The organism is Pseudomonas neuropathica (assembly GCF_051174785.1).
GTDB lineage: Bacteria > Pseudomonadota > Gammaproteobacteria > Pseudomonadales > Pseudomonadaceae > Aquipseudomonas > Aquipseudomonas neuropathica_A.
This window is the reverse complement of record NZ_CP195111.1, coordinates 5,432,857-5,457,952: the sequence shown is the minus strand read 5'-3', so window position 1 is coordinate 5,457,952 and position 25,096 is coordinate 5,432,857. Positions and strand designations below refer to the sequence as shown.

Sequence of the window (25,096 nt, the reverse complement as noted above, 5' to 3'; positions counted from 1 at the left end):
ATGGAAACAATGAATTAGCCCTCAGGCCAAAAGCGGCCATACTCAACAAGTCAATTGACCTGCATCAAGCTTTGCTGCATTCGCTACACCATTCGGGTTTTTTACCCAACGCGACCAAAGGTCGCACCCTTGAGCCAGAGCGACAGGCGTATCATTGCGCCACTGCTTCGCCCCTTTTTGACCTTGGTTGGCACGTATCGACCGAGGCATTTTTCCACTGCCGTGGGATGCAATGATGAGCAACCAGATTCCGGTACACGACGTCACACCACCGAGCAAAAACGCGAACAACAGCGTTGATCTTTACGCCTCTCGAGAAAAAATCTACACCCGAGCTTTCACCGGTCTGTTCCGCAATTTGCGGATGATGGGCGGCGCGGCCCTGTTCCTGCTGTATTTCGGAACGGTATGGCTGAACTGGGGCGGTCACCAGGCCGTGTGGTGGAACCTGCCGGAGCGCAAGTTCTTCATTTTCGGTGCGACCTTCTGGCCGCAGGATTTCATTCTGCTGTCAGGCCTGCTGATCATTGCCGCCTTCGGCCTGTTCTTCATCACCGTGTATGCCGGCCGCGTCTGGTGCGGTTACACCTGCCCGCAAAGCGTGTGGACGTGGATTTTCATGTGGTGCGAGAAGGTCACTGAGGGCGACCGCAACCAGCGCATCAAGCTCGACAAGGCGCCGATGAGCGGCAACAAGTTTCTGCGTAAAGCCGCCAAGCACGCGCTGTGGCTGTTGATTGGTTTCGTCACCGGCATGACCTTCGTCGGCTACTTCTCGCCGATTCGCGAACTGGTCTTCGAGTTCTTCACCGGCCAGGCTGATGGCTGGTCGTATTTCTGGGTCGGTTTCTTCACCCTCGCCACCTACGGCAACGCCGGTTGGTTGCGCGAGCAGGTGTGCATCTACATGTGTCCTTATGCGCGCTTCCAGAGCGTGATGTTCGACAAGGACACGCTGATCGTTTCCTACGACCCGCGTCGCGGTGAAAGCCGTGGTCCGCGCAAGAAAGGTATCGATTACAAGGCTCAGGGCCTGGGCGATTGCATCGATTGCACCATGTGCGTTCAGGTCTGCCCGACCGGCATCGACATCCGCGATGGCCTGCAGATCGAGTGCATCGGCTGCGCCGCGTGTATCGATGCCTGCGACAGCATCATGGACAAAATGGACTACCCGCGCGGCTTGATCAGCTACACCACCGAACACAACCTGTCCGGGCAGAAAACCCATAAACTGCGGCCACGCCTGATCGGCTACGCCGTGGTGCTGCTGGCGATGATCAGCCTGTTGGTCACCGCGTTCTTCATGCGCTCGCTGGTCGGTTTCGACGTCAGCAAGGACCGCGTTCTGTACCGCGAAAACGCTGAAGGCCGGATCGAAAACGTCTATAGCCTGAAGATCATGAACAAGGATCAGCGCGACCACACCTACGTGCTGGAAGCCAGCGGTTTGCCGGATCTGCGCCTGCAAGGCAAACGCGAGATCAAGGTCACGGCCGGCGATATCGTCAGCATGCCGGTCGAGTTGTCGAGCGCACCGGAACAACTGCCATCGAGCACCAACGAGGTGAAATTCACCCTCAAGGATGCCGATGACGACAGCGTCCACGTTGAAGCCAAGAGCCGATTCATCGGCCCACAAATCCGTTGAGAGAACTGAACATGCCCGCAGCAAACGCCGCAAGTCCCTGGTACAAGCACCTTTGGCCATGGATCATCATCGGGATTCTGGCCTGTTCGGTGACACTGACGCTGTCCATGGTGACCATCGCGGTGAACAACCCGGACAACCTGGTCAACGACAATTACTACGAGGCCGGCAAAGGCATCAATCGTTCGCTGGACCGTGAATTGTTGGCGCAGAATCTGAAGATGCGTGCGGCTGTGCATCTTGATGGTGTGACCGGTGAAGTCGATTTGCGTTTGAGCGGTGACAGTCAGCCGAAGACGCTGGAATTGAACCTGATTTCGCCGACTCAGCCGGAGAAGGACCGCAAGATCGTCCTGACCCGCAGTGAAACCGAGATCGGACGCTACATCGGTCAACTGGGTGACAAGGTTGAAGGTCGCCGGTTTGTCGAATTGCTCGGCAGTCAGGATGACCATGTGTGGCGCATGTTCGAAGAAGAACTGGTGAGCCATGACAAGGATCTGCTGCTCGGTGATGAACCGCTGCAAGGTGCTGAAGACTTGAAGAAGTGAGCCAAGATCAGAAGCCCCTCACCCTAACCCTCTCCCGGAGGGAGAGGGGACTGATCTCGAGCGCTTGCACGCTTTGTGTATGACAGTGACGATGTCAGCGACTGAATCTGTTCTTCCGGCTCACACCGATCGGCTCCTTCTCCCCCTGGGAGAGGGGACTGATCTTGAGCGCTTGCACGCTTTGTGTATGACAGTGACGATGTCAGCGACTGAATCTGTTCTTCCGGCTCACACCGATCGGCTCCCTCTCCCTCCGGGAGAGGGCTGGGGTGAGGGCAAGCGGACAACTCCAATGCAAGGGCTTACCCCCTCAACGATGCCATGACCACCCCACTGCCCTGCTACCACTGCGCCCTGCCCGTCCCGTCCGGCAGCCGCTTCACCGCTGTCGTACTCGGGGAGTCCCGCGAGTTCTGCTGCCCGGGCTGTCAGGCCGTGGCTGAAGCGATCGTCGCCGGTGGTCTGCAAAGCTATTACCAACACCGCAGCGAAGCCTCGGCCAACCCCGAAGCGCTGCCGGTGCAACTGACCGACGAACTGGCGCTGTACGACCGCGCCGATGTCCAGCAACCCTTCGTCCGCCACGAAGGCGAGCTGGCCGAAACCACCCTCTTGATGGAAGGCATCAGTTGCGCCGCGTGTGGCTGGCTGATCGAAAAACACCTGCGCACATTGCCCGCCGTGGCCGAAGCGCGACTGAACCTGTCCAACCATCGTTTGCACGTGAGTTGGGCCGACGCGCAGTTACCGCTGAGCCAGATCCTCGCCGAGCTACGCCACATCGGTTACGCCGCCCACCCGTATCAGGCCGACCGCGCCAGCGAACAACTGGCCAGTGAAAACCGCCTGGCCCTGCGTCAACTCGGCGTGGCTGGACTGCTGTGGTTCCAGGCGATGATGGCGACCATGGCCACCTGGCCGGAATTCAATATCGACCTCAGCCCCGAACTGCATACGATTCTGCGCTGGGTCGCGCTGTTCCTGACCACGCCGATCGTGTTCTACAGCTGCGCGCCGTTCTTCAAAGGCGCCATGCGCGATCTGCGCACGCGCCACCTGACCATGGATGTCTCGGTGTCGCTGGCGATCGGCAGTGCCTACATCGCCGGGATCTGGACCTCGATCACCGGGGTCGGCGAGCTGTATTTCGACGCGGTCGGCATGTTTGCGCTGTTCCTGCTCGCCGGGCGCTATCTCGAACGTCGTGCCCGCGAGCGCACGGCTGCCGCCACCGCACAACTGGTGAATCTATTGCCGGCCTCGTGTCTGCGGCTGGACAACAACGGCCAGAGCGAACGCATCCTGCTCAGCGAGCTACGCCTCGGCGAGCGGATTCTGGTGCAGGCCGGCTCGATTCTGCCGGCGGACGGCAAGATCATCGACGGCCAGTCGAGCATCGACGAATCGCTGCTCACCGGCGAATATCTGCCGCAACCGCGCATGCCGGGCGATGCGGTCACCGCCGGCACGCTCAACGTCGAGGGCGCGCTGACCGTGGAAGTGCAGGCGCTGGGCCAAGACACGCGCCTGTCGGCCATTGTCCGTCTGCTCGACCGCGCCCAGGCAGAAAAACCGCGACTGGCGGAAATCGCCGACCGCGCCGCGCAATGGTTCCTGCTGCTATCACTGATCGCCGCAGCCGCCATTGGCCTGCTCTGGTGGGAGCTGGATTCATCTCGGGCGTTCTGGATTGTCCTTGCCATGCTCGTCGCCACCTGCCCGTGCGCCCTGTCGCTGGCAACACCGACCGCGCTCACTGCCGCCACCGGCACCCTGCACAAACTCGGCTTACTGCTGACGCGCGGGCATGTGCTGGAAGGTTTGAATCAGATCGACACGGTGATCTTCGACAAGACCGGCACCCTCACCGAAGGCCGATTGATGCTGCGTTCAATTCGCCCACTCGGCGCGCAGGACAGTGATCAATGCCTGAGCCTCGCCGCCGCTTTGGAAAACCGTTCGGAACACCCGATTGCCCGCGCTTTCGGCCGTGCGCCGCTGGCCGCCGAAGAAGTCCACAGCACGCCGGGCCTTGGCCTTGAAGGCTTGGTCGATGGACAGCGCTTGCGCATTGGCCAGGCAGCGTTTGTCTGCGCCCTCAGCGGTGCGCCCGTGCCGACAATGCCGGACGAGGCCGGCCAATGGCTGCTGCTCGGCGACACTCAGGGGCCACTGGCATGGTTCGTCCTCGACGACCGCTTGCGTGACGACGCCCCCGCGCTGCTCGCGGCGTGCAAGGCACGTGGCTGGCGCACATTGCTGTTGTCCGGCGACAGCTCGCCGATGGTCGCCAGTGTGGCGGCGGAACTGGGCATTGATGAGGCTCGCGGCGGTCTGCGTCCGGACGACAAACTTCAAGTCCTGCAGCAACTGCACAAGGAAGGCCGCAAAGTGTTGATGCTCGGCGACGGCGTCAACGATGTGCCAGTGCTCGCGGCAGCCGACATCAGTGTGGCCATGGGTTCAGCCACCGATCTGGCGAAAACCAGCGCCGACGCGGTACTGCTGTCGAACCGCCTCGACGCTTTGGTCCAAGCCTTTACCCTCGCACGGCGCACCCGTCGGGTAATCATCGAGAACCTGCTGTGGGCGGCGCTGTACAATGGCCTCATGTTGCCGTTCGCCGCCCTCGGCTGGATCACGCCGGTATGGGCCGCCGTCGGCATGTCGATCAGTTCGTTGACCGTGGTGCTCAACGCCCTGCGTCTGACTCGCCTGCCGAGTCAGACGCCCGCCAGCACCCGATCGCAAACCCGCCCGCTGCCGGCCTGAGCCGCGCGGGCGCCTGGAGTACAGATGCCAGCTCTCTACGTGATGATCCCGGCCGCCCTGCTGATCGTGGCCATCGCCGTTTACATCTTCTTCTGGGCGGTGGACAGCGGTCAGTACGACGACCTCGACGGCCCGGCGCACAGCATCCTCTTCGATGATCAGGATCCGAACCACACCGCTGCCGTGGACGAAGTCAACGCCAGCAAAGCGGACGATAAGGCCCCACCTCATGCTTGAACTGGCGCCGCTGCTGGTGTCTGCACTGATTCTTGGTTTGCTCGGTGGCGGACATTGTCTGGGCATGTGCGGTGGTTTGATGGGCGCGCTGACCCTGGCAATTCCGAAGGAGCAGCGCAGCCGCCGCTTTCGTTTGCTGCTGGCGTACAACCTGGGGCGGATCCTCAGTTATGCCACGGCGGGCTTGCTGATCGGACTGGCGGGCTGGGCGGTGGCCAACAGTCCTGCTGCGTTGTTCATGCGCGTGCTGGCCGGGTTGTTGCTGATCGCCATGGGTTTGTATCTGGCCGGCTGGTGGAGCGGGCTGACGCGCATTGAAAGTTTGGGGCGCGGGCTGTGGCGCTACATTCAGCCGGTCGCCAATCGTTTACTGCCGGTGTCGAGTCTGCCGCGCGCGCTATTGCTTGGCGCCTTGTGGGGCTGGCTGCCGTGCGGACTGGTTTACAGCACGTTGTTGTGGTCGGCGAGTCAGGGCAATGCACTGGACAGCGCGTTGTTGATGCTTGCGTTCGGCCTCGGCACCTGGCCGGTACTACTCGCCACGGGGCTTGCGGCAGAACGCGTTACTGCCATTTTGCGCAAACGCAGCGTGCGCATGGCTGGCGGGTTGCTGGTGATTCTTTTCGGGATCTGGACGTTGCCGGGGCCGCATCAGCATTGGCTGATGGGCCATTAAGATCAGAAGATCGCAGCCTTCGGTAGCTCCTACCTTTGGAATGCGTTTCCCTGTAGGAGCTGCCGAAGGCTGCGATCTTTTGATCTTATGCTGTTGATGCAAATCAAGAGCCCCATCGCCGCACCCCGATAGACTCGCTCACACTGCCAGCCTATCCGGGGGAATGCCCGCATGCTCGACGCCATTCGTTGGGACTCTGATCTGATCCGCCGCTACGACCTGGCGGGGCCGCGCTACACCTCTTATCCGACGGCCGTGCAATTTCACAGTCAGGTCGGCACCTTCGACCTGTTTCATGCCCTGCGCGACAGCCGCAAAGCCCTGCGCCCCCTGTCGCTGTACGTGCACGTGCCGTTCTGCGCGAACATTTGCTACTACTGCGCCTGCAATAAGGTCATCACCAAGGATCGCGGTCGCGCGGCGCCATATCTACAACGGCTGGAGCAGGAAATCCAGTTGATCGCCTGCCATCTCGACCCGGCACAGAAAGTCGAGCAACTGCACTTTGGCGGTGGCACGCCGACCTTTCTCAGCCACGACGAGCTGCGCCAGTTGATGGCGCACCTGCGCAAGCATTTCAATCTGCTGGACGACGACTCCGGCGATTACGGCATCGAGATCGACCCGCGCGAAGCCGACTGGTCGACCATGGGCCTGCTGCGCGAACTGGGTTTCAACCGGGTCAGCATCGGCCTGCAAGACCTCGATCCGGCGGTGCAGCGCGCGGTCAATCGCCTGCAAAGTCTGGAAGAAACCCGCGCAGTCATCGATGCCGCGCGCACCCTGCAATTTCGCTCGATCAATATCGACTTGATTTACGGCTTGCCCAAGCAGACGCCGGAAAACTTCGCCCGCACTGTCGAGGAAGTGATCAGTCTGCAACCGGACCGACTCTCGGTGTTCAACTATGCGCACCTGCCGGAGCGCTTCATGCCGCAGCGGCGGATCAATGGCAATGAGTTGCCGGCGCCAGCGCAGAAGCTGGAAATGCTCGAGCGCACCATCGAACAGCTGACCGCCGCCGGCTATCGCTACATCGGCATGGATCACTTCGCCCTGCCCGACGATGAACTGGCGATTGCCCAGGAAGAGCAGACCCTGCAACGTAACTTCCAGGGCTACACCACCCACGGTCACTGCGATTTGATTGGTCTGGGGGTGTCGGCCATTAGTCAGATCGGCGACCTGTACTGCCAGAACAGCAGCGACCTCAGCGCCTATCAGAACACCCTCGCCGCCGCCCAACTGGCGACCAGCCGGGGTCTGGTGTGCAACGCCGATGATCGCTTGCGCCGAGCGGTGATCCAGCAACTGATCTGCAATTTCAACCTGGAATTCGCCGAGATCGAGCAGCAGTTCAACATCGATTTTCTGGGTTACTTCGGCGCGCTGTGGCCGCAACTGCAAGGCATGGCCAGCGATGGCCTGATTGAGCTGGATCGCGAGCGGATCGCCGTGTTGCCGGCGGGGCGTCTGCTGGTGCGCTCGGTATGCATGGTGTTTGATGCCTACCTTGAGCAGCAGAACCGCCAGCGTTTCTCGCGGGTGATTTAGTTTTTCATCAGCAGCGAGCCGACTTTCATATTCTGATCCGCCGTCAGGCCCGACTGCCCGACCACTTTGGACAGGGCAAGATTGGCCGTGATCAACCCGGTGTTCAACGCGGCAATGGCGCCGCGCAGGCTGGCAACCTTGATGATTTTTTCTTCGTTGGAAAGACGCTTGTCGGCCATGATCGCTTCGATAAGCGCCTTTTTCTCGGCGATCTGTTTTTGCAGTTTGCGGATCATCTTCAGCAATTGCTGGATGTTCTCAGGCAATCCGCTGTCTTCGATGTCACTGTTTTCGCCACCGACACTGGCGGCTTTTTCGATCGATGCACCGGACAGCGACACTTTGACGCCCTCGACCAAGGTCGGGGTTGCCTCTTCGGTCGAGTCTGGGTCGTGTGCATTGCGCGACGACGCTTTAAACGTTTCCGGCACTGCCGCAACGTCGCTGCTACCGGGGCCCAGCGTGCCAATGGCGGCCATCGAATCGTTCCTTGTATGCACTTTGTTACCTGTTTATCGGCTGCTGGCCCTGTGGCTTTATGGCTGTAGGGCAAAGTCGCCCCAGACTGGCCTGAATGTCCTCCCGTGGGTTACCCTTACGTCTTATGTGTGTTTTCCCACAAGGATCTAAGAAATGTCCGAGCCAGTTAAACTGCGCGCTCACAACCAGGCCCATTGCAAGGATTGCAGCCTGGCCCCTCTCTGCCTGCCACTTTCTCTGAATCTGGAAGACATGGATGCGCTGGACGAAATCGTTAAACGCGGCCGCCCGCTGAAAAAGGGCGAGTTCCTGTTCCGCCAGGGCGACACGTTCGATTCCGTTTATGCAGTACGCTCCGGCGCCCTGAAGACCTTCAGCCTGAGTGACAGCGGCGAAGAACAGCTCACCGGTTTCCACCTGCCGAGCGAACTGGTTGGCCTGTCCGGCATGGACACCGAAAAACACCCGGTCTCCGCCCAGGCACTGGAAACCACCTCAGTCTGCGAAATCCCTTTTGAACGTCTTGATGAACTGGCCCTGCAACTGCCGCAACTGCGTCGCCAGTTGATGCGCGTGATGAGCCGGGAAATTCGCGACGACCAGCAAATGATGTTGCTGCTGTCGAAAAAAACCGCCGACGAGCGCATCGCCACGTTCCTGGTCAATCTGTCCGCACGCTTCCGCGCTCGCGGCTTCTCGGCCAACCAGTTCCGCCTGAGCATGTCGCGCAATGAAATCGGCAACTACCTCGGTCTGGCGGTGGAAACCGTATCCCGCGTGTTCACCCGCTTCCAGCAGAACGAATTGATCGCCGCCGAGGGCAAAGAGATTCATATCCTCGACCCGATCCAGCTCTGCGCGCTGGCCGGAGGCTCACTCGAAGGTTAATGTCGATCCGCGGTTGAGCGAACCGTTTCAGCCGCGGGTATACTGCGCCGTTTGCAGCCCTGCCAGGACACCTCGACGATGGTCTTCGACTCCTTCGACATCAAATCGCTTATCCGCCCTGTGATCGACTTCCCGAAACCGGGCGTGATCTTTCGCGACATCACCCCGCTGTTCCAGTCGCCAACGGCCCTGCGCCTTGTGATGGACAGCTTCGCCCACCGCTACGTCGAAGCCGACTTCACCCACATCGGTGCGATGGATGCCCGTGGCTTTCTGATCGGCTCGGTACTGGCCTATCAGTTGAACAAACCGCTGGTGCTGTTCCGCAAACAAGGCAAACTGCCGGCGGACGTATTGGCCGAAGGTTACGCGACCGAGTACGGCGAAGCGTTCCTCGAAGTACACGCCGACAGCCTCTGTGAAGGCGATTCGGTGGTGATGTTTGATGATTTGATCGCCACTGGCGGGACGTTGATTGCAGCAGCCAACCTGATTCGCCGCATGGGCGCGCGGGTGCATGAAGCGGCGGCGATTATTGATTTGCCGGAGTTGCAAGGTTCGCAGCGTCTTGAGGACATGGGCATCCCGACCTTCTGCCTGACGCAGTTTGCGTTGACCGATAAATAAGTAGCGCCTGTCAGACCGCTTTCGCGAGCAGGCTCGCTTGTATGGTAGGACTTGAAGGGAGGAGGAGGGACAAGGCTCGATTCTGGCTGTTGACGCAGCACAGACCGTGGGAGATTTCGCCCCTCCTCCTTTCACCCAAGCGCCGATAAAGAATGCATCTGGCTAGACCGACGATAGGAACAAGCCTGCGCCTCTGGGTGAGCCCTTCAAGTGCTCAAACCTTATCCCGGAGGAAATCCTGTGGCAATGCCAGTCGCTCTATCAAATCCGATCGTTGGCGTGGATGTCGCCAAAAGTGAACTGGTGATTTATCAGGCCGATAGCGATCTGCTTGAGGCGATCCCCAACACCAAAACATCCATCAAGCAGTGGCTGAAGGCCTTGCTCAACCCCGTGTCTATTGCCATTGAGGCAACCAACATCTACCACCTGGAATTCGCTGATTTGGCCTATGCGGCCGGTTGCACGATTTACATGGTGGGCGGCTATGAACTCAAACATTACCGCGAAGGCGTGAAGATCCGCGCCAAAACCGACGCCTTGGACGCCAAGTTGCTGGCCCGTTACCTGAAGAACGAAGCCGAGGAGTTGCGCCCCTGGACCCCGCCATCACCGCTGTACCGCCAGCTCCTGAGCCTTTTCCGCCGCCGCGCGGCTTTGGTCCAGGCAAGGGTCGGCCTGGTGCAGAGCTGGTCGAATGAGCCGCTGTTGAAGGCAGCTTTTGCTGAACAAATAAAATCCATGCAGCGGCTTGAAACGATGATCGAAAAGACGATCAACGATCAGCTCAAACAAGCCGGTTTACTCGGCCAATTGAAGCGTTGCCTGAAAGTTGAGGGCATTGGATTTCTGACCGGAGCGCGCCTGCTCACGGCGTTTCAGCGGGGGGAATTTAGCAACGCGGATGCGTTTATCGCCTTCCTGGGCATGGATTTACGGGTATCGAAATCAGGGCAAAAGGACGGTCGCCGCAGCTTGACCAAGCGCGGAGACCCCGAGGCCCGCCGACTTTTGCACAACGCAGCGATGTCGGCTAGCCGTACGATAGCCTGGAAAGGGTTTTACGAAGCCCAAAGAGCACGGGGTTTCAGCACCACGCAGGCGTTGGTGATGCTGGCTCGCAAACTTGCTCGGGTGGTATTCGCCTTGCTGAAAGGGCAAAGCGAATATCAGACAAAAGTCAGTTGAGGGCTTCCCCTCAACCATAGAATCTCCCACATTGGAATGCATTCTCCTGTGGGAGCGAGCCTGCTCGCGAAGGCGTCGGTCGCCTCAACGCAAAACCTATAGCCCCATCTGCTTGCTGATGATCTCGTTCATCACCTCCCGCGTCCCGCCGCCAATCGACAAGATGCGGTTATCCCGATACAGCCGCTCCACCAGGCTCTCGCGCATATACCCCAACCCGCCAAGAATCTGCACCGCCTCGGTGGTAATCCGGTCCGAAGTGTCCGTGGCAAAGTTCTTCGCCATGGAAATCTCCTTGATCACACTCTGCCCCGCCGCCATCTTCGCTGCCTGCCGATAGGTGAATTCCCGCGACACCTCCAGCGCCGTGGCCATCTCGGCGAGGCGATGCTTGATCACCTGAAACTTGCCGATCGGCTTGCCAAACGCTTCACGCTCGCGCGCCCATTTCAGACTCTCTTCCAACGCTAGCTGTGAAGTCATGTTGGCCATCAATGCCAGCGCCAGACGTTCGCTTTGAAAGTTACCCATGATGCAGGCGAAGCCCATGTTCTCCGCGCCGATCAGATTGCCTACAGGTACATGGCAGTCGTCGAAGAACAATTCGGCCGTGTCCGACGCCCACCAACCCATTTTCTTCAACTGACGGCCAACGGTGAAACCCGGCGTGCCCTTCTCGATCAGCAACAGGCTGATGCCGCCGAAACCCGGCGCACCGGTGCGCACCGCGACGGTGTAGAAATCGGCGCGTACTCCGCTGGTGATAAAGGTTTTGCTGCCGCTGACGCGATAGACATCGCCGTCACGCACAGCGCGGGTTTGCAGGTTGGCGACGTCGGAACCGCCGCTGGGCTCGGTGATCGCCAGTGCGCTGATCTTTTCACCGCTGAGCACTTGCGGCACAACGCGCTCGCGAACTTCGGGACGCGCCCATTTGACGATCGGTGGCAAGCCGATATCCAGCGATCCCAGCCCCGCTACCAGGCCGCCAGAGCCGCAACGCATCAACTCCTCACTGGCGGCGACCTTGGCGAACAGATCGCCTTCATGGCTGCCTCCCAGCGTTTCCGGGTAACCGATGCCAAGGATGCCCGCCGCGCCAGCCTTCAGGTACAGCTCGCGGGGGAAGCTTTCGGCTTCTTCCCACTGATCGATGTCCGGCAGGATCTCGCGTTCGACGAAACGCCTGACGCTGTCGCGGACCAATTGGTGGCTGGGGTCAAAGTATTCCTGAAAGGCAGGCATGTGCGAGCTCCACGGAAGGGTTCGCCGAACTTAACCGAGCGCTTGCTTGGTTTTCAACTCAATTGTGTGAATCAGATAGACCGAGGAGAACCATTCGCGAGCAAGCTCGCTCCCACAGGCGATTTGTGAACGACACAAAACCAATGTGGGAGCGAGCTTGTTCGCGAAGGCGTCAACTCAGGCGCTGCAAATTCAAAGAGCGATCGGTTTACGCCCGGCAAACGAATGCGCCAGCGTGCCGCCATCGACCAGCTCCAGCTCACCACCCAATGGCACGCCGTGAGCGATCCGCGAAGCGATCAGGCCTTTGTTGTTCAGCAACTGCGCGATGTAATGCGCTGTCGCCTCACCTTCCACGGTCGGATTGGTCGCGAGGATGACTTCGGTGAACGTGCCCGCCTCTTCGATCCGCGTCATCAACTGCGGAATACCGATCGCCTCAGGCCCCAGGCCATCAAGCGGCGACAAATGCCCCTTGAGCACAAAGTAGCGCCCACGGAATCCGGTCTGCTCGACCGCATAAACGTCCATCGGCCCTTCCACCACGCACAACAATGTATCGTCGCGGCGGGTATCGGCGCATTGCGGACACAGATCGTCTTCGGTCAGCGTGCGGCACTGGCGGCAGTGACCGACCCCTTCCATGGCCTGGCTGAGGGCCTGGGCCAAGCGCAAGCCGCCGCTGCGGTCACGCTCGAGCATCTGCAACGCCATGCGCTGGGCGGTTTTCTGACCCACGCCCGGCAGAGTGCGCAAAGCGTCGATCAGTTGGCGAATCAAAGGGCTGAAGCTCATGGGGAAAAAGTCCGACAAAACAACGAGACGCGGTTTATACCCGCGCCTCTGGCCAGCGTCAAATACTCAGTCCTGGGCGACCTTCACTACCAGTTTGCCGAAGTTGCGCCCTTCCAGCAGACCGATAAACGCCTCGGGCGCCTGCTCCAGACCTTCCACCACGTCCTCGCGGAACTTGACCTTGCCGTCGCGCACCCACGGCACCATGTGGCTGATGAATTCCGGCTGCCGATCGCCGTAGTCGTCGAACACGATGAAACCCTGAATACGCACGCGTTTGGTCAGCAGCGTGCGTTGCAGCATCGGCAGGCGGTCCGGCCCTTGCGGCGCTTCGGAGGCGTTGTAACCGGCGATCAGGCCACACAATGGAATGCGCGCCTTGGGGTTGAGCAACGGCACCACGGCATCGAACACATGACCGCCGACGTTCTCGTAATAAATGTCGATGCCATCGGGACAGGCCTTGGCCAGTTGCTCGGCGAAATCGGGCGCCTTGTGATCGATGCAGGCGTCAAAACCCAGTTCTTCGACCACGTATTTGCACTTCTCTGCCCCACCGGCCACGCCGACCGTGCGCAGGCCTTTGATCTTCGCCACTTGGCCGACCACCGAGCCCACAGCGCCGGAAGCTGCTGCGACAACGAGAGTTTCGCCTTCTTTAGGCTGACCGATGTCCATCAAACCCATGTACGCGGTCATGCCCGGCATACCCAACACGCCCAGCGCCATAGAAGGACTCGGCAGCCCGGCCGGGATCGGGATGATGTTGCGGCCGTCGCTGATGCTGTGACTCTGCCAACCGGTGGCGCCAACAACCAGATCGCCTTTATGGAATTTTGGATGACGCGAATCTTCGACACGGCTGACCGCGCCGCCGGTCATCACTTCGCCGATTTGTACCGGCGCGGCGTAGGACGGCGCGTCGCTCATGCGCCCGCGCATGTAGGGATCGAGGGACAGGTACAGGGTTTTCAGCAGTACTTCACCGTCCTGCAGATCCGGCAGCGCTTCGCGTTCGAGGCGGAAGTTTTCCGGGGTCGGTGCACCGACCGGGCGTGAGGCGAGGACGAAACGTTGGTTTAGGGTCAGAGGGTCGGACATGTCAGCGTCTCCTGTGAATAGTGAATTCAGCGGGTATAGGGAGCAGACCGTTGAGGCTTTTGCGCGTTCGATGTTTATTCAGTTGTACCGAGGTGAGTTCATTCGCGAGCAGGCTCGCTCCCACCTTTGGAATGCATTTCCCTGTGGGAGCGAGCCTGCTCGCGAAGGCGGCCTCAAAGACACCGCACTTCCAAGAGTCAGAAACAAAAATGCCAGGCGCAAGGCCTGGCATTTTGTGTAGCTCATCTGCCGCCGGTTGGCGAATCAGAATGGCAGTTTCATACCGGCTGGCAGGTTCATGCCGGCGGTCATGTTGCCCATTTTGTCCTGGCTGTTCTTTTCGATCTTGCGCACGGCGTCGTTGACGGCGGAGGCGATGACCGCTTCCAGCATTTCTTTGTCATCTTCGCTCATGCCTTCGACCAGACTTGGGTCGATGCTTACGCTTTTGACGTCGTGACGACCGGTCATCACCACGGTGACCATGTCGCCGCCGGCCTTACCGGTGACTTCGGCGTTGGCCAGTTCTTCCTGCATCTTGGCCATTTTTTCCTGCATCTGCTGCGCCTGCTTCATCAGGCCGGCCATGCCACCTTTCATCATGGGAATCACCTCAAAAGTACTTGGATCAAAACAGCGCCCGGCCAGCAAGGCCGGGCACCTTCAGTTATTAGCCTTGGGCGACCAAGGCGTCGACAGGTTCAATAGTATCGTGTCGCACCACCGCACCGAACTGCTGAACCATCTGCTGGATGAACGGATCGCCATGGATCGACTCCTCCGCCTCGCGCTGACGGTTGGCGCGCCTACGGGACGCGGCCTGGGCCGGGGTTTCCTGCTCGGGCTTGATCAGCTCGATGGTCAGGGTCAGCGTGCGACCGTGGAACTGGTTCAGCGCATCGTTCAGGCGCCGTTGCTGCGTGGCGTTGAACAGTGCGCTGTGCGCCGGGTCGAGGTGCATCAGCCAATGGTCGCCATCGACGGCGATCAATGTGCAGTTGGCGGCGATGCTGCCGGTCATGCCGGAGATTGGCAGTTTCGGGAACAGCTCCAGCCATTGCAGCGCCAGACCTGTGGCCGGTGCCGCAGCCGGTTCTGGCTCGGGTTCCGGGGCAGGCTCGGCGGCGTGCTCACTGGCCAGTTCGTCGAGATAGCTGTAGGCCGAATCGATGTCCGGCTCGATGTAGTCCTCGTCCAGCGGCGGCTCGTCATCCAGGTCCATGCCCGGTGTGGCGGCATCGACGTCGGCGACCGACGGCTCGGGAATCGGCGCGGCAGCCCACTCAGGCGCCTCCGGGACGACGCTGTCCGGGGTCGGCAGCGGCATCGGCGGCAACTCGGGTTGCTCAGCGGTGGTTTCCAGTACCGGCTCGACGGCGGGTTGCTGTGCAGGTTCGGGGTCGGCCTCGGGTTCCACCGGGTCATTCCACGGCAGGTCGACGACGGCCTCGGCAACGATTGGCGCAGGTTCAGGTTCAGGTTCTGGCGCAGCAACCGCAGCAACCGGTGCCGGCTCGGGAGCCGGTTCAGGTGCAGCCACTGGCGCAGGTGCTGCAGCAGGTGTCGGCGCAACAGCCGCAGCGACTACCGGCGCAGGTTCAGGCGCGGCAGCCACGGAGTTTGCGGAATCAACTGTGGCCTGGCTGATTCCCACTGGCTTTAGCGGTAGCCTCGGGGCGTCCGCGGTATCTGCCGGCCGGAAGGCGAGCATCCGCAGCAAGACCATTTCGAAACCACCGCGCGGATCCGGCGCCAGCGGCAAATCGCGGCGGCCGATCAGGCCCATCTGGTAATAGAACTGCACGTCTTCGGCCGGCAAGGCCTGCGCCAATGCCAGCACGCGATCGCGGTCGCCATGGCCGTTGTCGACACCTTCCGGCAACGCCTGAGCGATGGCCACGCGGTGCAGCACGTTGAGAATTTCCGAGAGCACGCCGTTCCAGTCCGGGCCTTGTTCGGCCAAGTGACGCACCGCTTCGAGCAACGCCTTGGCGTCGCCTTCGATCAACGAATGCAGAACGTCATAGACCTGACCGTGATCCAGCGTGCCGAGCATTGCCCGCACGTCGGTAGCGAGAACCTTGCCTTCACCGAAAGCAATCGCCTGATCGGTCAGGCTCATGGCATCCCGCATCGAACCGTCAGCGGCGCGACCGAGCAGCCAGAGTGCATCGTCTTCGAACGGCACGTTTTCGGCAGTGAGAACGTGGGTCAAATGCTCGACCACACGCTCCGGCGTCATGTTCTTCAGCGAGAACTGCAGGCAGCGCGACAAAATCGTTGCCGGAAGTTTCTGCGGGTCAGTGGTCGCCAGGATGAACTTGACGTACGGCGGTGGCTCTTCGAGGGTTTTCAGCAGCGCATTGAAGGAATGGCTGGAAAGCATGTGCACTTCGTCGATCAGGTAGACCTTGAAGCGCCCACGGCTTGGCGCGTACTGCACGTTGTCGAGCAGTTCACGGGTGTCTTCGACCTTGGTGCGGCTCGCGGCGTCGATCTCGATCAGGTCGACGAAACGACCCTCGTCGATTTCCCGGCAAACCGAACACTCGCCGCAGGGGCTGGAAGTGATACCTGTCTCACAGTTCAGGCATTTGGCAATGATCCGCGCAATCGTGGTTTTACCCACCCCGCGCGTACCGGTAAACAGGTACGCGTGGTGCAGCCGCTGGCTGTCCAAGGCATTGATCAGAGCCTTGAGCACATGGGTCTGGCCGACCATTTCGCGGAACGAGCGCGGACGCCATTTACGTGCAAGAACCTGATAACTCATCGAAAACCGTCGCAACGAAGGAAGCTGAAGCGGCTAATGCTAGCGGAGCAAGGGCAAAATTGCATCCGGTGTCCTCGTCTAATATGGCTAAGCTGCATGAGCAGAGGCTTTTATCGGTTCGGGATCGAAAATTACCGGAGCGTTTATGCGGTGGGCTGTGGGGGCGTTGCTGGGAATCAGCCTGAATGTAACGGCAGCGGAAACCCCGCTGCGCTTCGCCATGCCCGACAGCTGGGCGATGCCGATGGTGCAATACGAACGCGGGCGACCGACGCAAGGCATTCTTTACGACCTGTTGCTCAGCCTGGCCACGCAGGTCGGCGTACCCGCCGAGTTTCACGTCCTGCCCCGCGCCCGCGTGCAGACGTCTATGGAGCACGGCGAGATTGATGTGCGCTGCTATGCCGCACAATCGTGGCTGCCGAATCAGTCGGGGGATTACATCTGGAGTCTTCCGCTCTTCTTCCAGCGCGATCTATTGATCAGCCGCAAGGATCAACCTGCCAGCGCCGACCCCGCGCACCTGCCCCGCCAGTCCATCGGTACCGTTCTGGGCTACACCTACCCTACCCTGCAACCGTTGTTTGATGCTGATCGACTGCAACGTGAAGATGCGCGTAATCAGGAGCAGGTGTTGGAGAAATTGCTGGCCGGGCGTTATCGCTATGCGGTGAGTAATCAGTGGACGCTGGACTGGTTTAACCAGCGATTGATGCCTGAGCAGCAACTGCAAGGTGTCGCCGTGTTGCAGGAGCAGAAGGTGGGTTGCTATGTGAGGAATGATCCGAAGGTGCCGGTGCAACGGATATTGCGCACGTTGCTGCGGATGAAAATGTCGGGGGAGATTGATGAGATTATCCGGCTGTATACAGGAAACTCTAAAGACAACCAATAACTTCTCCCCCGGGCACTATAAACTCGAAGTACTCGGTAAAATCGCCGAAGTCACACCGATGAAAAAAATTGCAAAAACCTATTTACAATTAACGGCGCACTCTCCACACCCATATATAACCCACTGCTTCAGACAAAAATAAAAATACAACTCGAACCAACTCCCCCAATAAAACTTGACAAAATCCAAATCAAAGCAAAAACCAAAATCACCTATCCAGCTTCAACCATCGCTCTTCCAATCGCGCAAGCGCTGAAATTGATGACCCCGATCCTACGGCCAGTTTAAAGCTATCAGGCCAAACACCTATAGCGACAACCCTATTCCTATCAAGCTTATTAACCAACAATGTTTTTCCATGTTCAGTTGAAAGCAAAAGTAATGCACGCGAGATATCTTCCCTTGCCATTCGGGAATTAATCCTAATGCCATTCAACAAAACAACATCCCTAACGACCATAAAACACGATCTAGCCATGGACCACAAAATCACGAAAAACACAACAATCACCACCACACCAAGTAAGCCCCCCAATATGTAGCTAGTCACCTTATGATTTGCGAGGTAACCAAGTATATATTCCATAAAGCAGACAATCGAAACGGTCACGACCAACATCGCCGCCACCAAAAACAATGCTTTCAGATTACTAATATTTTTATAAAATGCACGAGCCGCACGCAGGGTCAACAACCAATCCAACATCAATCCGCCACAGACAATTAATCCAAGAGAGAGAAAATATTTAGGAACCGAATAACTTTCCTCGAACTCAGAACCATACAAACCACCAAAACCCCCTAAGCCATCTGGAACAGAGAGATAAAGCGCACCAACCACCAACAGAAGAATTCCTAGAAAAATCCTTGTAGTAGTAATGAAAAAATTCAACGTTGTAGAACCACGCAGCATTTTTCTTACAAAATCATTTATCGATCCACTCCCGCTTCTGCCCCCATTTTTCAAGGTCGCGACTGTCGCCTTTTGCTTAGTAGAATTCAGATGCGCTGCCACTCCAAAAAAAGCAAGCATGGTCAAAACGACATAGAACATACCAAATATCCAAATATACGGAACTGCAACCATTGAAGCCAACGCCGCAGATACTGACATCTTCAGATTAGCCTCTCTTACTCTAGACGTCCGATATACACCCTTTAAAGCCTCAGACAACGACAAACTCAAATTTATGCTTGTTCGATTCTTCCAGAAATGCACTATCGGGATTTCAGAAACATAACGGGAAATACCCTCTTCAAGTTTCTTCTCCATCCTTGGCAAATGCCGGCAAGCACGAAATGCCGTTTCTTGCAACCAAGTATCCGTACCAGAAATAGCGACAGAAAGCACAGGCGCAGACTCAATCTCAGATAACAAGCCTGTGCCTTCCAAGCATATTTTCGCGAGTATAATACTATCCCCACCAGAAACATGGCTCATAATAAATGCACTCAACTGCTCTTCAAACCCATCTATAGCCGATCGACGGGAACAGTAAGCATCAATCAAAAATCTCAGGCAATGGATCGCGCGAAGGCGCTGGGTGTCATCTTCAAAAGTGTCTTGAATCTCTTTCCAGCAGATATCTGCTAACCGTCTTGCCTCATCCAGCTCACAGAGCTGTGCATACAGCACCAATGCATCTCGCCCGCGGGAGTCTGTAGGAATATGGTCAATTGGGGCTTCTAACGGATTCTCAAGCAATTTTACAGTAACAAAATACTCCAAAAACCGCCGATGAACAAAGGCGAATGATTTATCATCGCCCTCCGTTACTCGAGCGATTCTCGCAAAATTTAATATATAAATAACGGCTTGAACCTTGCGCGACAAAACGTGATCATTAATCACTACCACGGGAGCTTCCAACCCGAACGAAGGAGAATTAAAAACAAACCAAGCGATATCGGTTGTTATTGCCAAAACCTCATCAATAGTTAAATCATATTGCGTCATCTTCGATGCGCACTGCCCAAGTCTAGACCTAATATAACTCTCATATATCTGAGCTTGGTTTTGCGGCAAATCATGTTGAAGACTGACCCAAGATCCGAGCAGCGTCATTAAAAATGGATTTCGCGCCAAGGGAATCAAATCAAGCCGATCTCTAAACAATGAGGCTTTGAGATCCGAGCTAAATTCAGGATAGCGATTCAAAGCCTCAAGAATACTAGACTCTGATAACGGTCGTATTTCGAGCGTCTTCTGTGCGAGAAATGCTTGCGTGGGTTTTCTGAATATTCGCGAGGCCAATACACCACGTGAGTTTTTGTGGCTCGAAATAAATCTCGAAATAACATCAGAAAGCGAGTTTATTATTTCCGAATCTTCGTTAGCGTCCAGCAATTCGGGAATTTCATCAAATGAATCAAAGATAAAAAATAATCGACCATGCCGCCAGAGATCTCTAAAATGCTCATCTACGAATTCTTCAACGAAAACATCACCTCTTTTTTTTATATTCTCAGTTACGAAAACTTCTAATTCCTTTACATCAAACCGAGTGCGCACGGCGTCGACATCCAGTTCAGAAACCCACTCCCTAAGATTTACATATATTGGTACTCGCCCGGTTCTTCCAACCTCCCTAAGCATATCTCGAGCAAGCTTTCGTAAGGCAACACTCTTACCAGCGCCAGGAACGCCTAGAATAAGGAACGATTGAGATGTCCGATCAGACCTAATTGCTTCCTGCAAATTCATTATCTTTCTTTTAGGTACCATTCCATGTGCAGGCAGCACCTCAACTTCAGCTTGAAGCTCAGTATAATGCTCTGGACTCCAATTACTCACCCTATCGATAACTACAAGACTTTGATAGAGACTGGAACAGAATGATTCAAGCTTTCCCTGAAACGTTTCACCCGGAAAATCCTTTTCAAGCGGGACGGGATGCCCGCTACCAATACTCCTGTCACGCATAAAAAAATTCACAACAAAAATACACGAAAATACAAAAAACAGCACCAAAGCGGACGGCTGAGAATCAAACTTCAAATATTTCAGCCATGGGTAATTATCCAAAACGCCCTGATCATGACTAAACGCAATAATCACTGAGTTAAGTGCTCCCGACCAAGCCCCCCAAGAAGCGGCCAATCCCAGAGCACCAATTAAAGATAATGTCCGAATTTTATTAGCACCGTAGCCAGCAGGCATTACCAATACGCGCAACATATACAGTAAAACGCACAAAAAACCTGCTGCAAAAACTGCCATGAGCCCCGAGGCAAAATATGCAATTCCAACAACAAAAAACCCAACAACAATCACCATGAGTACAAACTTATGATTTGCAGATAACTTCGATTCCATATCGCCCCCCTTGGCAACAACTCCAACGACTTTCACGGCACTCTAGCTTTGCTATTAGCCCATAACATTCGATAATACATCAACGCCACGTACGAATGGCGATAGAGATTAAATTTCAGCGATGACCTTTGACATAGCCTTTATCTGCCATCCCGAGAAGCACTGATTTACCGCTGCGATCAGATCGCTAACGCAGGCCGAGAAATGCCACGTTTAGGATCACCGATAACACTGACTCACGGAAAAAATGGTGATACTCAAAGATAATGATCGCATCAGTTCAACTTTAGGATTGATTGACATCCACCCGCTGCCCAGCATAAAAAACGTGTTGACTGATGACAAATCGCAGGCACAAAAAAACCGCAGTGGGCGAAACCCATGCAGTTCTGGTTGAAGCGTTCGATTGTTCGTTAAGGTGGTAACCCCACCAGCCACACCCCGGCACACAATGTTCCCGCTGTGGCTGCTGCCTTCCGGCTCTGACCAGGTTCACGGGTAATCGTTGCGGGGGGACCGATGGGGTCACCATAACGACGCTTGCCTGTCGGCGAGCCGCGCCATTGTACCTATCTGAGACGAAGTTACAACCGTTGGTTGCAGATTAAAAATATGAATCGCTTCAAGGACATAAAGATCGCAGCCGACGCCAGTGCCTACAGGGCCAACACCTCGTCCGCCCGGCCCACCGCCTGCTGGATCACCAGATGAATGAAGTGCAGCTTGGCAATCGCCGAGGCCGGCAGCACGAACGGGTAGAAATCCGGTTGGCCCATGCTGCGCGACAGTTCATTGAGCATGCCCGCCAGTTCGATCCACGCGTTGACGAATGAAAGGAACGCCTCACCGCCGGGATGTTCCGGGTCGTACAGCGTGCTGGTCGGAAACGGCTGGTAGTCGAAATCCATTTCCCGTGCGCTCATGCCGAAGCCCAGTGCCGTGTCGACCGCGTCCATCATGTGCAGGTAATGCGCCCAGGTTTCCGCCCAGTCTTCCCACGGATGCATGGTTGCGTAGGCGCTGACGTAGTGTTGCGGCCAGTCGAGCGGTGCGCCTTGTTGATAGTGACGATCGAGCGCCTCGGCGTAACTGGCGCGTTCGTCGCCGAACAGGTTGCGGAATGAGCCGAGCCATGGGCCGTCGGCGATCAGGCGATCCCAGTAATAGTGGCCGACCTCATGACGAAAATGCCCGAGCAGCGTGCGATAGGGTTCGTGCATCGCCGCCCTCACCTGCTCGCGGTGGGCGTCGTCGGCTTCTTTGATGTCGAGGGTGATCAGGCCGTTGGCGTGGCCGGTCATCGGCGCGTTGCCTTCGAGGTCGACGCCGATGAAATCGAAGGCCAGCCCGGTGTCTTCATCGACGGCTTTCGGGATGACTTGCAGGCCGAGGGTAATCAGTTGCGCGACGAGACGCCGCTTGGCGATTTCGACTTTGCGCCAGCGTTCGGGGTTGTCCGGGTCGGACAGGTCGGGAATGGTCCGATTGAGGCTGCAGGCGACGCACAGGCTGTCGTGATCGTTGGCCGGCAGCAGCCAGTTGCACGCGGCGGCTGTGTCGAGGTTGGCGCAGCGGCGGAACAGTCCGGCATCGGGATCGGCGTCGAGCGTCCAGGTGCCCTCGTACGGCCCCGGTTGCAGCGAAGTCAGGCGACTTTCTTCCGGTTGATAACCGAGCAAGGCGTTGCACGCCAGGCACTGGCTGTTGCGAAAGAACAGCGACTGGCCGCAGCGGCACGGCCAGACTTTGCTGTTGCGCGAGGATTCGCCCATGAACGGCGCGATGATGCGGGAACTGAGCTGCTCGAAAAAGCGGTGCATGGCGATCTCTCCCTGGGGCTTGCCAAGACTAGATCATTCTTGCGGGTTGATCGTTCCAACGCTCTGCGTGGGAATGCATCCAGTGACGCTCTGCGTCACAGCGGACGCGGAGCGTCCGGGGCGGCATTCCCACGCGGGAGCGTGGGAACGATCAGGTCAGGCGGAGATGCCGTGGGTTTTGAGGAAGGCGATGAAGGTTTCTTCGTCCATCACCTTCACGCCCAGCTCATTGGCCTTGGTCAGTTTCGACCCGGCGCCGGGGCCTGCAACCACACAATGGGTCTTCGCCGACACCGAACCGGCAACCTTGGCGCCCAGACTTTCCAGATGCTCCTTGGCGACATCACGGCTCATCAACTCAACCTTGCCAGTCAACACCCAAGTCTCCCCGGACAGCGGCAAACCTTCGACAACTTTCTTCTCGCTCTGCCAGTGCATGCCGAAATCACGCAGTTGCTTCTCGGAGGTCTCGGCCAGTTGCCGGTTCTCAGGCAGTGCAAAAAACTCGCGCACCGAATTCGCCTGTTTCTCCGGCAACGCCTGACGCATGTCCAGCCAGTCAGCATTCATCACCGCTTCCAGCGAGCCAAACTTGTCCGCCAGTTTCTGCGCGCCGCCCGGGCCGACCGAAGGAATGTGCAGCTTGTCGAGGAAGCCACCCAGCGTGGTGCTGGCGGCGAACTCCGCGCCCAACTCACCCTGATCCTGAATCTGTAAACCATGGCCGAGCAACTCGGTGATTACCTGCTGGTTATGCGCATCTTCGAAGAAGCTGTGAATCTCGTGCGCCACTTCCAGCCCAACATCCGGCAGGTATGTCAGCACTTGCGGCAATGCCTGCTGCACGCGCTCCAGCGAACCCAGCGAGCGCGCCAGCACCTTGGCCGTCTCTTCGCCGACATCGGGAATGCCCAAGGCATAGATGAAACGTGCGAGCCCAGGCTTCTTGCTGTCTTCGATCGCCGCCAACAGCTTGTTGCTGGAGACCTCGGCAAAGCCTTCGAGATCGACGATGTCGTCGAACTTCAGCGCATACAGATCCGCCGGCGAACTGACCAGACCTTCATCGACCAGTTGCTCGACGCTCTTGTCGCCCAGCCCTTCGATGTCCATCGCCCGGCGCGAGACAAAATGAATGATCGCCTGCTTCAACTGCGCACCGCAGGCCAGACGCCCGACGCAGCGATACACCGCGCCTTCGCTGACGGTTTCCTTGCCTTTGCTGCGTTTGATCAGTTGCGTGCGCTCGACGTGCGAACCGCACACCGGGCAGCTCTCTGGAATCTGTACCGCGCGCGCGTTTTCCGGACGGCGATCCATGACCACTTGCACCACTTGCGGAATCACATCACCGGCGCGGCGGATGATCACGGTGTCGCCGATCATCAAGCCCAGACGGGCGACTTCATCCATGTTGTGCAGCGTGGCGTTGGCCACGGTCACACCGGCAACCTTGACCGGTTTCAGACGCGCCACTGGCGTCACGGCGCCGGTGCGGCCAACCTGGAATTCCACATCGAGCAACTCGGTGAGTTCTTCCATCGCCGGGAATTTGTGCGCGATCGCCCAGCGCGGCTCACGGGCGCGGAAGCCCAGTTCGCGCTGATCGGCAATGCTGTTGACCTTGAATACCACGCCGTCGATTTCATAGGTCAGCGAGTTACGCCGCTCGCCGATATCGCGGTAGTAATCCAGGCATTCGCCAATGCCCTTGGCCAGTTTCAGTTCGTGGCTGATCGGCATGCCCCACTTCTGCAACTGCTTGAGGTTGCCGATGTGGGTGTCGGAAATATCGTGGGAAACCTGACCGATGCCGTAGCAGCAGAACTCCAGCGGACGGTTAGCAGTGATCTTCGAATCGAGCTGACGCAGGCTGCCGGCCGCAGCGTTGCGTGGATTGGCGAAGGTCTTGCCGCCGATTTCCAGTTGCGAGGCGTTGAGGCGCTCGAAACCGGCCTTGGACATGAACACTTCACCGCGCACTTCCAGGGTCGCCGGCCAGCCTTCGCCGTGCAGCTTCAGCGGAATGTTGCGCACGGTGCGCACGTTGACGCTGATGTCTTCACCGGTAGTGCCATCGCCGCGTGTGGCGCCGCGTACCAGCACGCCGTCCTGATAAAGCAGACTGACCGCCAGGCCATCGAGTTTCGGCTCGCAGCTGTATTCCACTGCTGCACCGCCACCGAACAGATCGCCGGCCGGCAGGTCCAGACCTTCGGTGACGCGGCGATCGAACTCGCGCATGTCGTTTTCTTCGAAGGCATTGCCGAGGCTGAGCATCGGCACTTCGTGACCTACCTGAGTGAATGCGGTCAGTGCCACGCTGCCGACACGCTGGGTCGGCGAGTCGCTGGTGATCAGTTCCGGATTGGCCGCTTCCAGTGCCTTGAGCTCGTGGAACAACCGGTCGTACTCGGCGTCCGGAATGCTCGGCTCGTCGAGGACGTGGTAACGGTAGTTGTGCTGATCGAGTTCAGCACGCAGCTCTAGAATGCGGTTTTTCGCGGCGGTCATGGGTGTTCTCTCA

Annotated in this window: 19 protein-coding genes and 1 other RNA gene; 10 read left to right on the top strand and 10 right to left on the bottom strand. The window is 57.9% G+C overall.

Annotated elements, in window-relative coordinates:
- Positions 1-235 precede the first annotated feature (235 nt).
- From ccoG to hemN, 6 genes are all read left to right on the top strand, one after another.
- The gene (gene ccoG, locus ACRRSD_RS24645) at positions 236-1,651 is read left to right on the top strand and encodes a cytochrome c oxidase accessory protein CcoG (protein WP_435035827.1); all 1,416 of its coding nucleotides are present in this window, start codon (positions 236-238) and stop codon (positions 1,649-1,651) included.
- Between the two features lie 11 nt (positions 1,652-1,662).
- On the top strand, positions 1,663-2,202 hold the full coding sequence (locus tag ACRRSD_RS24640) for a FixH family protein (RefSeq protein ID WP_435035826.1): 540 nt from the start codon (positions 1,663-1,665) through the stop codon (positions 2,200-2,202).
- A 321-nt stretch (positions 2,203-2,523) separates the two neighbouring features.
- Positions 2,524-4,974, top strand: a complete 2,451-nt coding sequence (locus ACRRSD_RS24635) for a heavy metal translocating P-type ATPase (RefSeq protein ID WP_435035824.1) — start codon at positions 2,524-2,526, stop codon at positions 4,972-4,974.
- A 24-nt stretch (positions 4,975-4,998) separates the two neighbouring features.
- Entirely contained in the window at positions 4,999-5,211 is a 213-nt protein-coding gene (gene ccoS, locus ACRRSD_RS24630; protein WP_435035823.1) for a cbb3-type cytochrome oxidase assembly protein CcoS, read from the top strand.
- On the top strand, positions 5,204-5,887 hold the full coding sequence (locus ACRRSD_RS24625; protein ID WP_016984739.1) for a sulfite exporter TauE/SafE family protein: 684 nt from the start codon (positions 5,204-5,206) through the stop codon (positions 5,885-5,887). The genes ccoS and ACRRSD_RS24625 overlap by 8 nt, the downstream gene beginning before the upstream one ends.
- Positions 5,888-6,058: 171 nt before the next feature.
- On the top strand, positions 6,059-7,441 hold the full coding sequence (gene hemN / locus ACRRSD_RS24620) for an oxygen-independent coproporphyrinogen III oxidase (protein WP_435035821.1): 1,383 nt from the start codon (positions 6,059-6,061) through the stop codon (positions 7,439-7,441).
- Here hemN and ACRRSD_RS24615 read toward each other — a convergent pair.
- On the bottom strand, positions 7,438-7,920 hold the full coding sequence (locus ACRRSD_RS24615; RefSeq protein WP_435035820.1) for a hypothetical protein: 483 nt from the start codon (positions 7,918-7,920) through the stop codon (positions 7,438-7,440). The two genes, hemN and ACRRSD_RS24615, sit on opposite strands and share 4 nt — an antisense overlap.
- A gap of 154 nt (positions 7,921-8,074) precedes the next feature.
- On the opposite strand from ACRRSD_RS24615, the gene fnr reads away from it, so the two are divergent.
- The 3 genes from fnr to ACRRSD_RS24600 all read left to right on the top strand — a co-directional run bounded on the left by fnr (position 8,075) and on the right by ACRRSD_RS24600 (position 10,624).
- Positions 8,075-8,809, top strand: a complete 735-nt coding sequence (gene fnr / locus ACRRSD_RS24610; protein ID WP_003223347.1) for a fumarate/nitrate reduction transcriptional regulator Fnr — start codon at positions 8,075-8,077, stop codon at positions 8,807-8,809.
- 78 nt (positions 8,810-8,887) lie between these two features.
- The gene (locus ACRRSD_RS24605; protein WP_007918333.1) at positions 8,888-9,436 is read left to right on the top strand and encodes an adenine phosphoribosyltransferase; all 549 of its coding nucleotides are present in this window, start codon (positions 8,888-8,890) and stop codon (positions 9,434-9,436) included.
- Positions 9,437-9,682: 246 nt separating this feature from the next.
- On the top strand, positions 9,683-10,624 hold the full coding sequence (locus ACRRSD_RS24600) for an IS110 family transposase (protein ID WP_435038538.1): 942 nt from the start codon (positions 9,683-9,685) through the stop codon (positions 10,622-10,624).
- A 96-nt stretch (positions 10,625-10,720) separates the two neighbouring features.
- Here ACRRSD_RS24600 and ACRRSD_RS24595 read toward each other — a convergent pair whose 3' ends face one another.
- The 5 genes from ACRRSD_RS24595 to dnaX form a co-directional block, all read right to left on the bottom strand.
- Complete coding sequence (locus ACRRSD_RS24595) at positions 10,721-11,869, bottom strand: acyl-CoA dehydrogenase family protein (protein WP_435035818.1); 1,149 nt, start codon at positions 11,867-11,869, stop codon at positions 10,721-10,723.
- Positions 11,870-12,061: 192 nt separating this feature from the next.
- Positions 12,062-12,664, bottom strand: a complete 603-nt coding sequence (gene recR / locus ACRRSD_RS24590; RefSeq protein ID WP_150650942.1) for a recombination mediator RecR — start codon at positions 12,662-12,664, stop codon at positions 12,062-12,064.
- Between the two features lie 66 nt (positions 12,665-12,730).
- Positions 12,731-13,765, bottom strand: a complete 1,035-nt coding sequence (locus ACRRSD_RS24585; RefSeq protein ID WP_435035816.1) for an NADP-dependent oxidoreductase — start codon at positions 13,763-13,765, stop codon at positions 12,731-12,733.
- Positions 13,766-14,029: 264 nt separating this feature from the next.
- The gene (locus ACRRSD_RS24580) at positions 14,030-14,368 is read right to left on the bottom strand and encodes a YbaB/EbfC family nucleoid-associated protein (protein ID WP_016984747.1); all 339 of its coding nucleotides are present in this window, start codon (positions 14,366-14,368) and stop codon (positions 14,030-14,032) included.
- Positions 14,369-14,435: 67 nt separating this feature from the next.
- Positions 14,436-16,538 carry a DNA polymerase III subunit gamma/tau gene (gene dnaX / locus ACRRSD_RS24575; RefSeq protein WP_435035815.1) on the bottom strand — a complete coding sequence of 701 codons (2,103 nt, stop codon included), beginning with the start codon at positions 16,536-16,538 and terminating at the stop codon, positions 14,436-14,438.
- A 145-nt stretch (positions 16,539-16,683) separates the two neighbouring features.
- Here dnaX and ACRRSD_RS24570 point away from each other — a divergent pair, with 145 nt between their 5' ends.
- On the top strand, positions 16,684-17,433 hold the full coding sequence (locus ACRRSD_RS24570) for a substrate-binding periplasmic protein (RefSeq protein WP_435035813.1): 750 nt from the start codon (positions 16,684-16,686) through the stop codon (positions 17,431-17,433).
- Positions 17,434-17,641: 208 nt separating this feature from the next.
- On the opposite strand, the gene ACRRSD_RS24565 is transcribed toward ACRRSD_RS24570, so the two are convergent.
- The 4 genes from ACRRSD_RS24565 to ligA all read right to left on the bottom strand — a co-directional run bounded on the left by ACRRSD_RS24565 (position 17,642) and on the right by ligA (position 25,083).
- Complete coding sequence (locus ACRRSD_RS24565) at positions 17,642-20,785, bottom strand: NACHT domain-containing protein (RefSeq protein ID WP_435035811.1); 3,144 nt, start codon at positions 20,783-20,785, stop codon at positions 17,642-17,644.
- A 389-nt stretch (positions 20,786-21,174) separates the two neighbouring features.
- Positions 21,175-21,271: signal recognition particle sRNA small type (gene ffs, locus ACRRSD_RS24560), an RNA gene on the bottom strand.
- Positions 21,272-21,405: 134 nt separating this feature from the next.
- Positions 21,406-22,569: a zinc-binding metallopeptidase family protein gene (locus ACRRSD_RS24555; protein WP_435035810.1), complete on the bottom strand. Its 1,164-nt coding sequence runs from the start codon at positions 22,567-22,569 to the stop codon at positions 21,406-21,408.
- A 156-nt stretch (positions 22,570-22,725) separates the two neighbouring features.
- Positions 22,726-25,083: an NAD-dependent DNA ligase LigA gene (gene ligA, locus ACRRSD_RS24550; RefSeq protein ID WP_435035809.1), complete on the bottom strand. Its 2,358-nt coding sequence runs from the start codon at positions 25,081-25,083 to the stop codon at positions 22,726-22,728.
- Between the last annotated feature and the right edge of the window lie 13 nt (positions 25,084-25,096).

Bases quoted from the DNA above. Each gene is read 5' to 3' on its own strand.
- ACRRSD_RS24600 (WP_435038538.1), top strand. From the start codon at position 9,683: ATGCCAGTCGCTCTATCAAATCCGATCGTTGGCGTGGATGTCGCCAAA.
- ACRRSD_RS24625 (WP_016984739.1), top strand. From the start codon at position 5,204: ATGCTTGAACTGGCGCCGCTGCTGGTGTCTGCACTGATTCTTGGTTTG.
- ACRRSD_RS24640 (WP_435035826.1), top strand. From the start codon at position 1,663: ATGCCCGCAGCAAACGCCGCAAGTCCCTGGTACAAGCACCTTTGGCCA.
- ligA (WP_435035809.1), bottom strand. From the start codon at position 25,083: ATGACCGCCGCGAAAAACCGCATTCTAGAGCTGCGTGCTGAACTCGAT.
- ACRRSD_RS24585 (WP_435035816.1), bottom strand. From the start codon at position 13,765: ATGTCCGACCCTCTGACCCTAAACCAACGTTTCGTCCTCGCCTCACGC.
- ACRRSD_RS24570 (WP_435035813.1), top strand. From the start codon at position 16,684: ATGCGGTGGGCTGTGGGGGCGTTGCTGGGAATCAGCCTGAATGTAACG.
- ACRRSD_RS24555 (WP_435035810.1), bottom strand. From the start codon at position 22,569: ATGCACCGCTTTTTCGAGCAGCTCAGTTCCCGCATCATCGCGCCGTTC.
- hemN (WP_435035821.1), top strand. From the start codon at position 6,059: ATGCTCGACGCCATTCGTTGGGACTCTGATCTGATCCGCCGCTACGAC.
- ccoS (WP_435035823.1), top strand. From the start codon at position 4,999: ATGCCAGCTCTCTACGTGATGATCCCGGCCGCCCTGCTGATCGTGGCC.
- recR (WP_150650942.1), bottom strand. From the start codon at position 12,664: ATGAGCTTCAGCCCTTTGATTCGCCAACTGATCGACGCTTTGCGCACT.
- ACRRSD_RS24635 (WP_435035824.1), top strand. From the start codon at position 2,524: ATGACCACCCCACTGCCCTGCTACCACTGCGCCCTGCCCGTCCCGTCC.
- ACRRSD_RS24580 (WP_016984747.1), bottom strand. From the start codon at position 14,368: ATGATGAAAGGTGGCATGGCCGGCCTGATGAAGCAGGCGCAGCAGATG.
- fnr (WP_003223347.1), top strand. From the start codon at position 8,075: ATGTCCGAGCCAGTTAAACTGCGCGCTCACAACCAGGCCCATTGCAAG.
- ACRRSD_RS24615 (WP_435035820.1), bottom strand. From the start codon at position 7,920: ATGGCCGCCATTGGCACGCTGGGCCCCGGTAGCAGCGACGTTGCGGCA.
- dnaX (WP_435035815.1), bottom strand. From the start codon at position 16,538: ATGAGTTATCAGGTTCTTGCACGTAAATGGCGTCCGCGCTCGTTCCGC.
- ACRRSD_RS24595 (WP_435035818.1), bottom strand. From the start codon at position 11,869: ATGCCTGCCTTTCAGGAATACTTTGACCCCAGCCACCAATTGGTCCGC.
- ACRRSD_RS24605 (WP_007918333.1), top strand. From the start codon at position 8,888: ATGGTCTTCGACTCCTTCGACATCAAATCGCTTATCCGCCCTGTGATC.
- ccoG (WP_435035827.1), top strand. From the start codon at position 236: ATGAGCAACCAGATTCCGGTACACGACGTCACACCACCGAGCAAAAAC.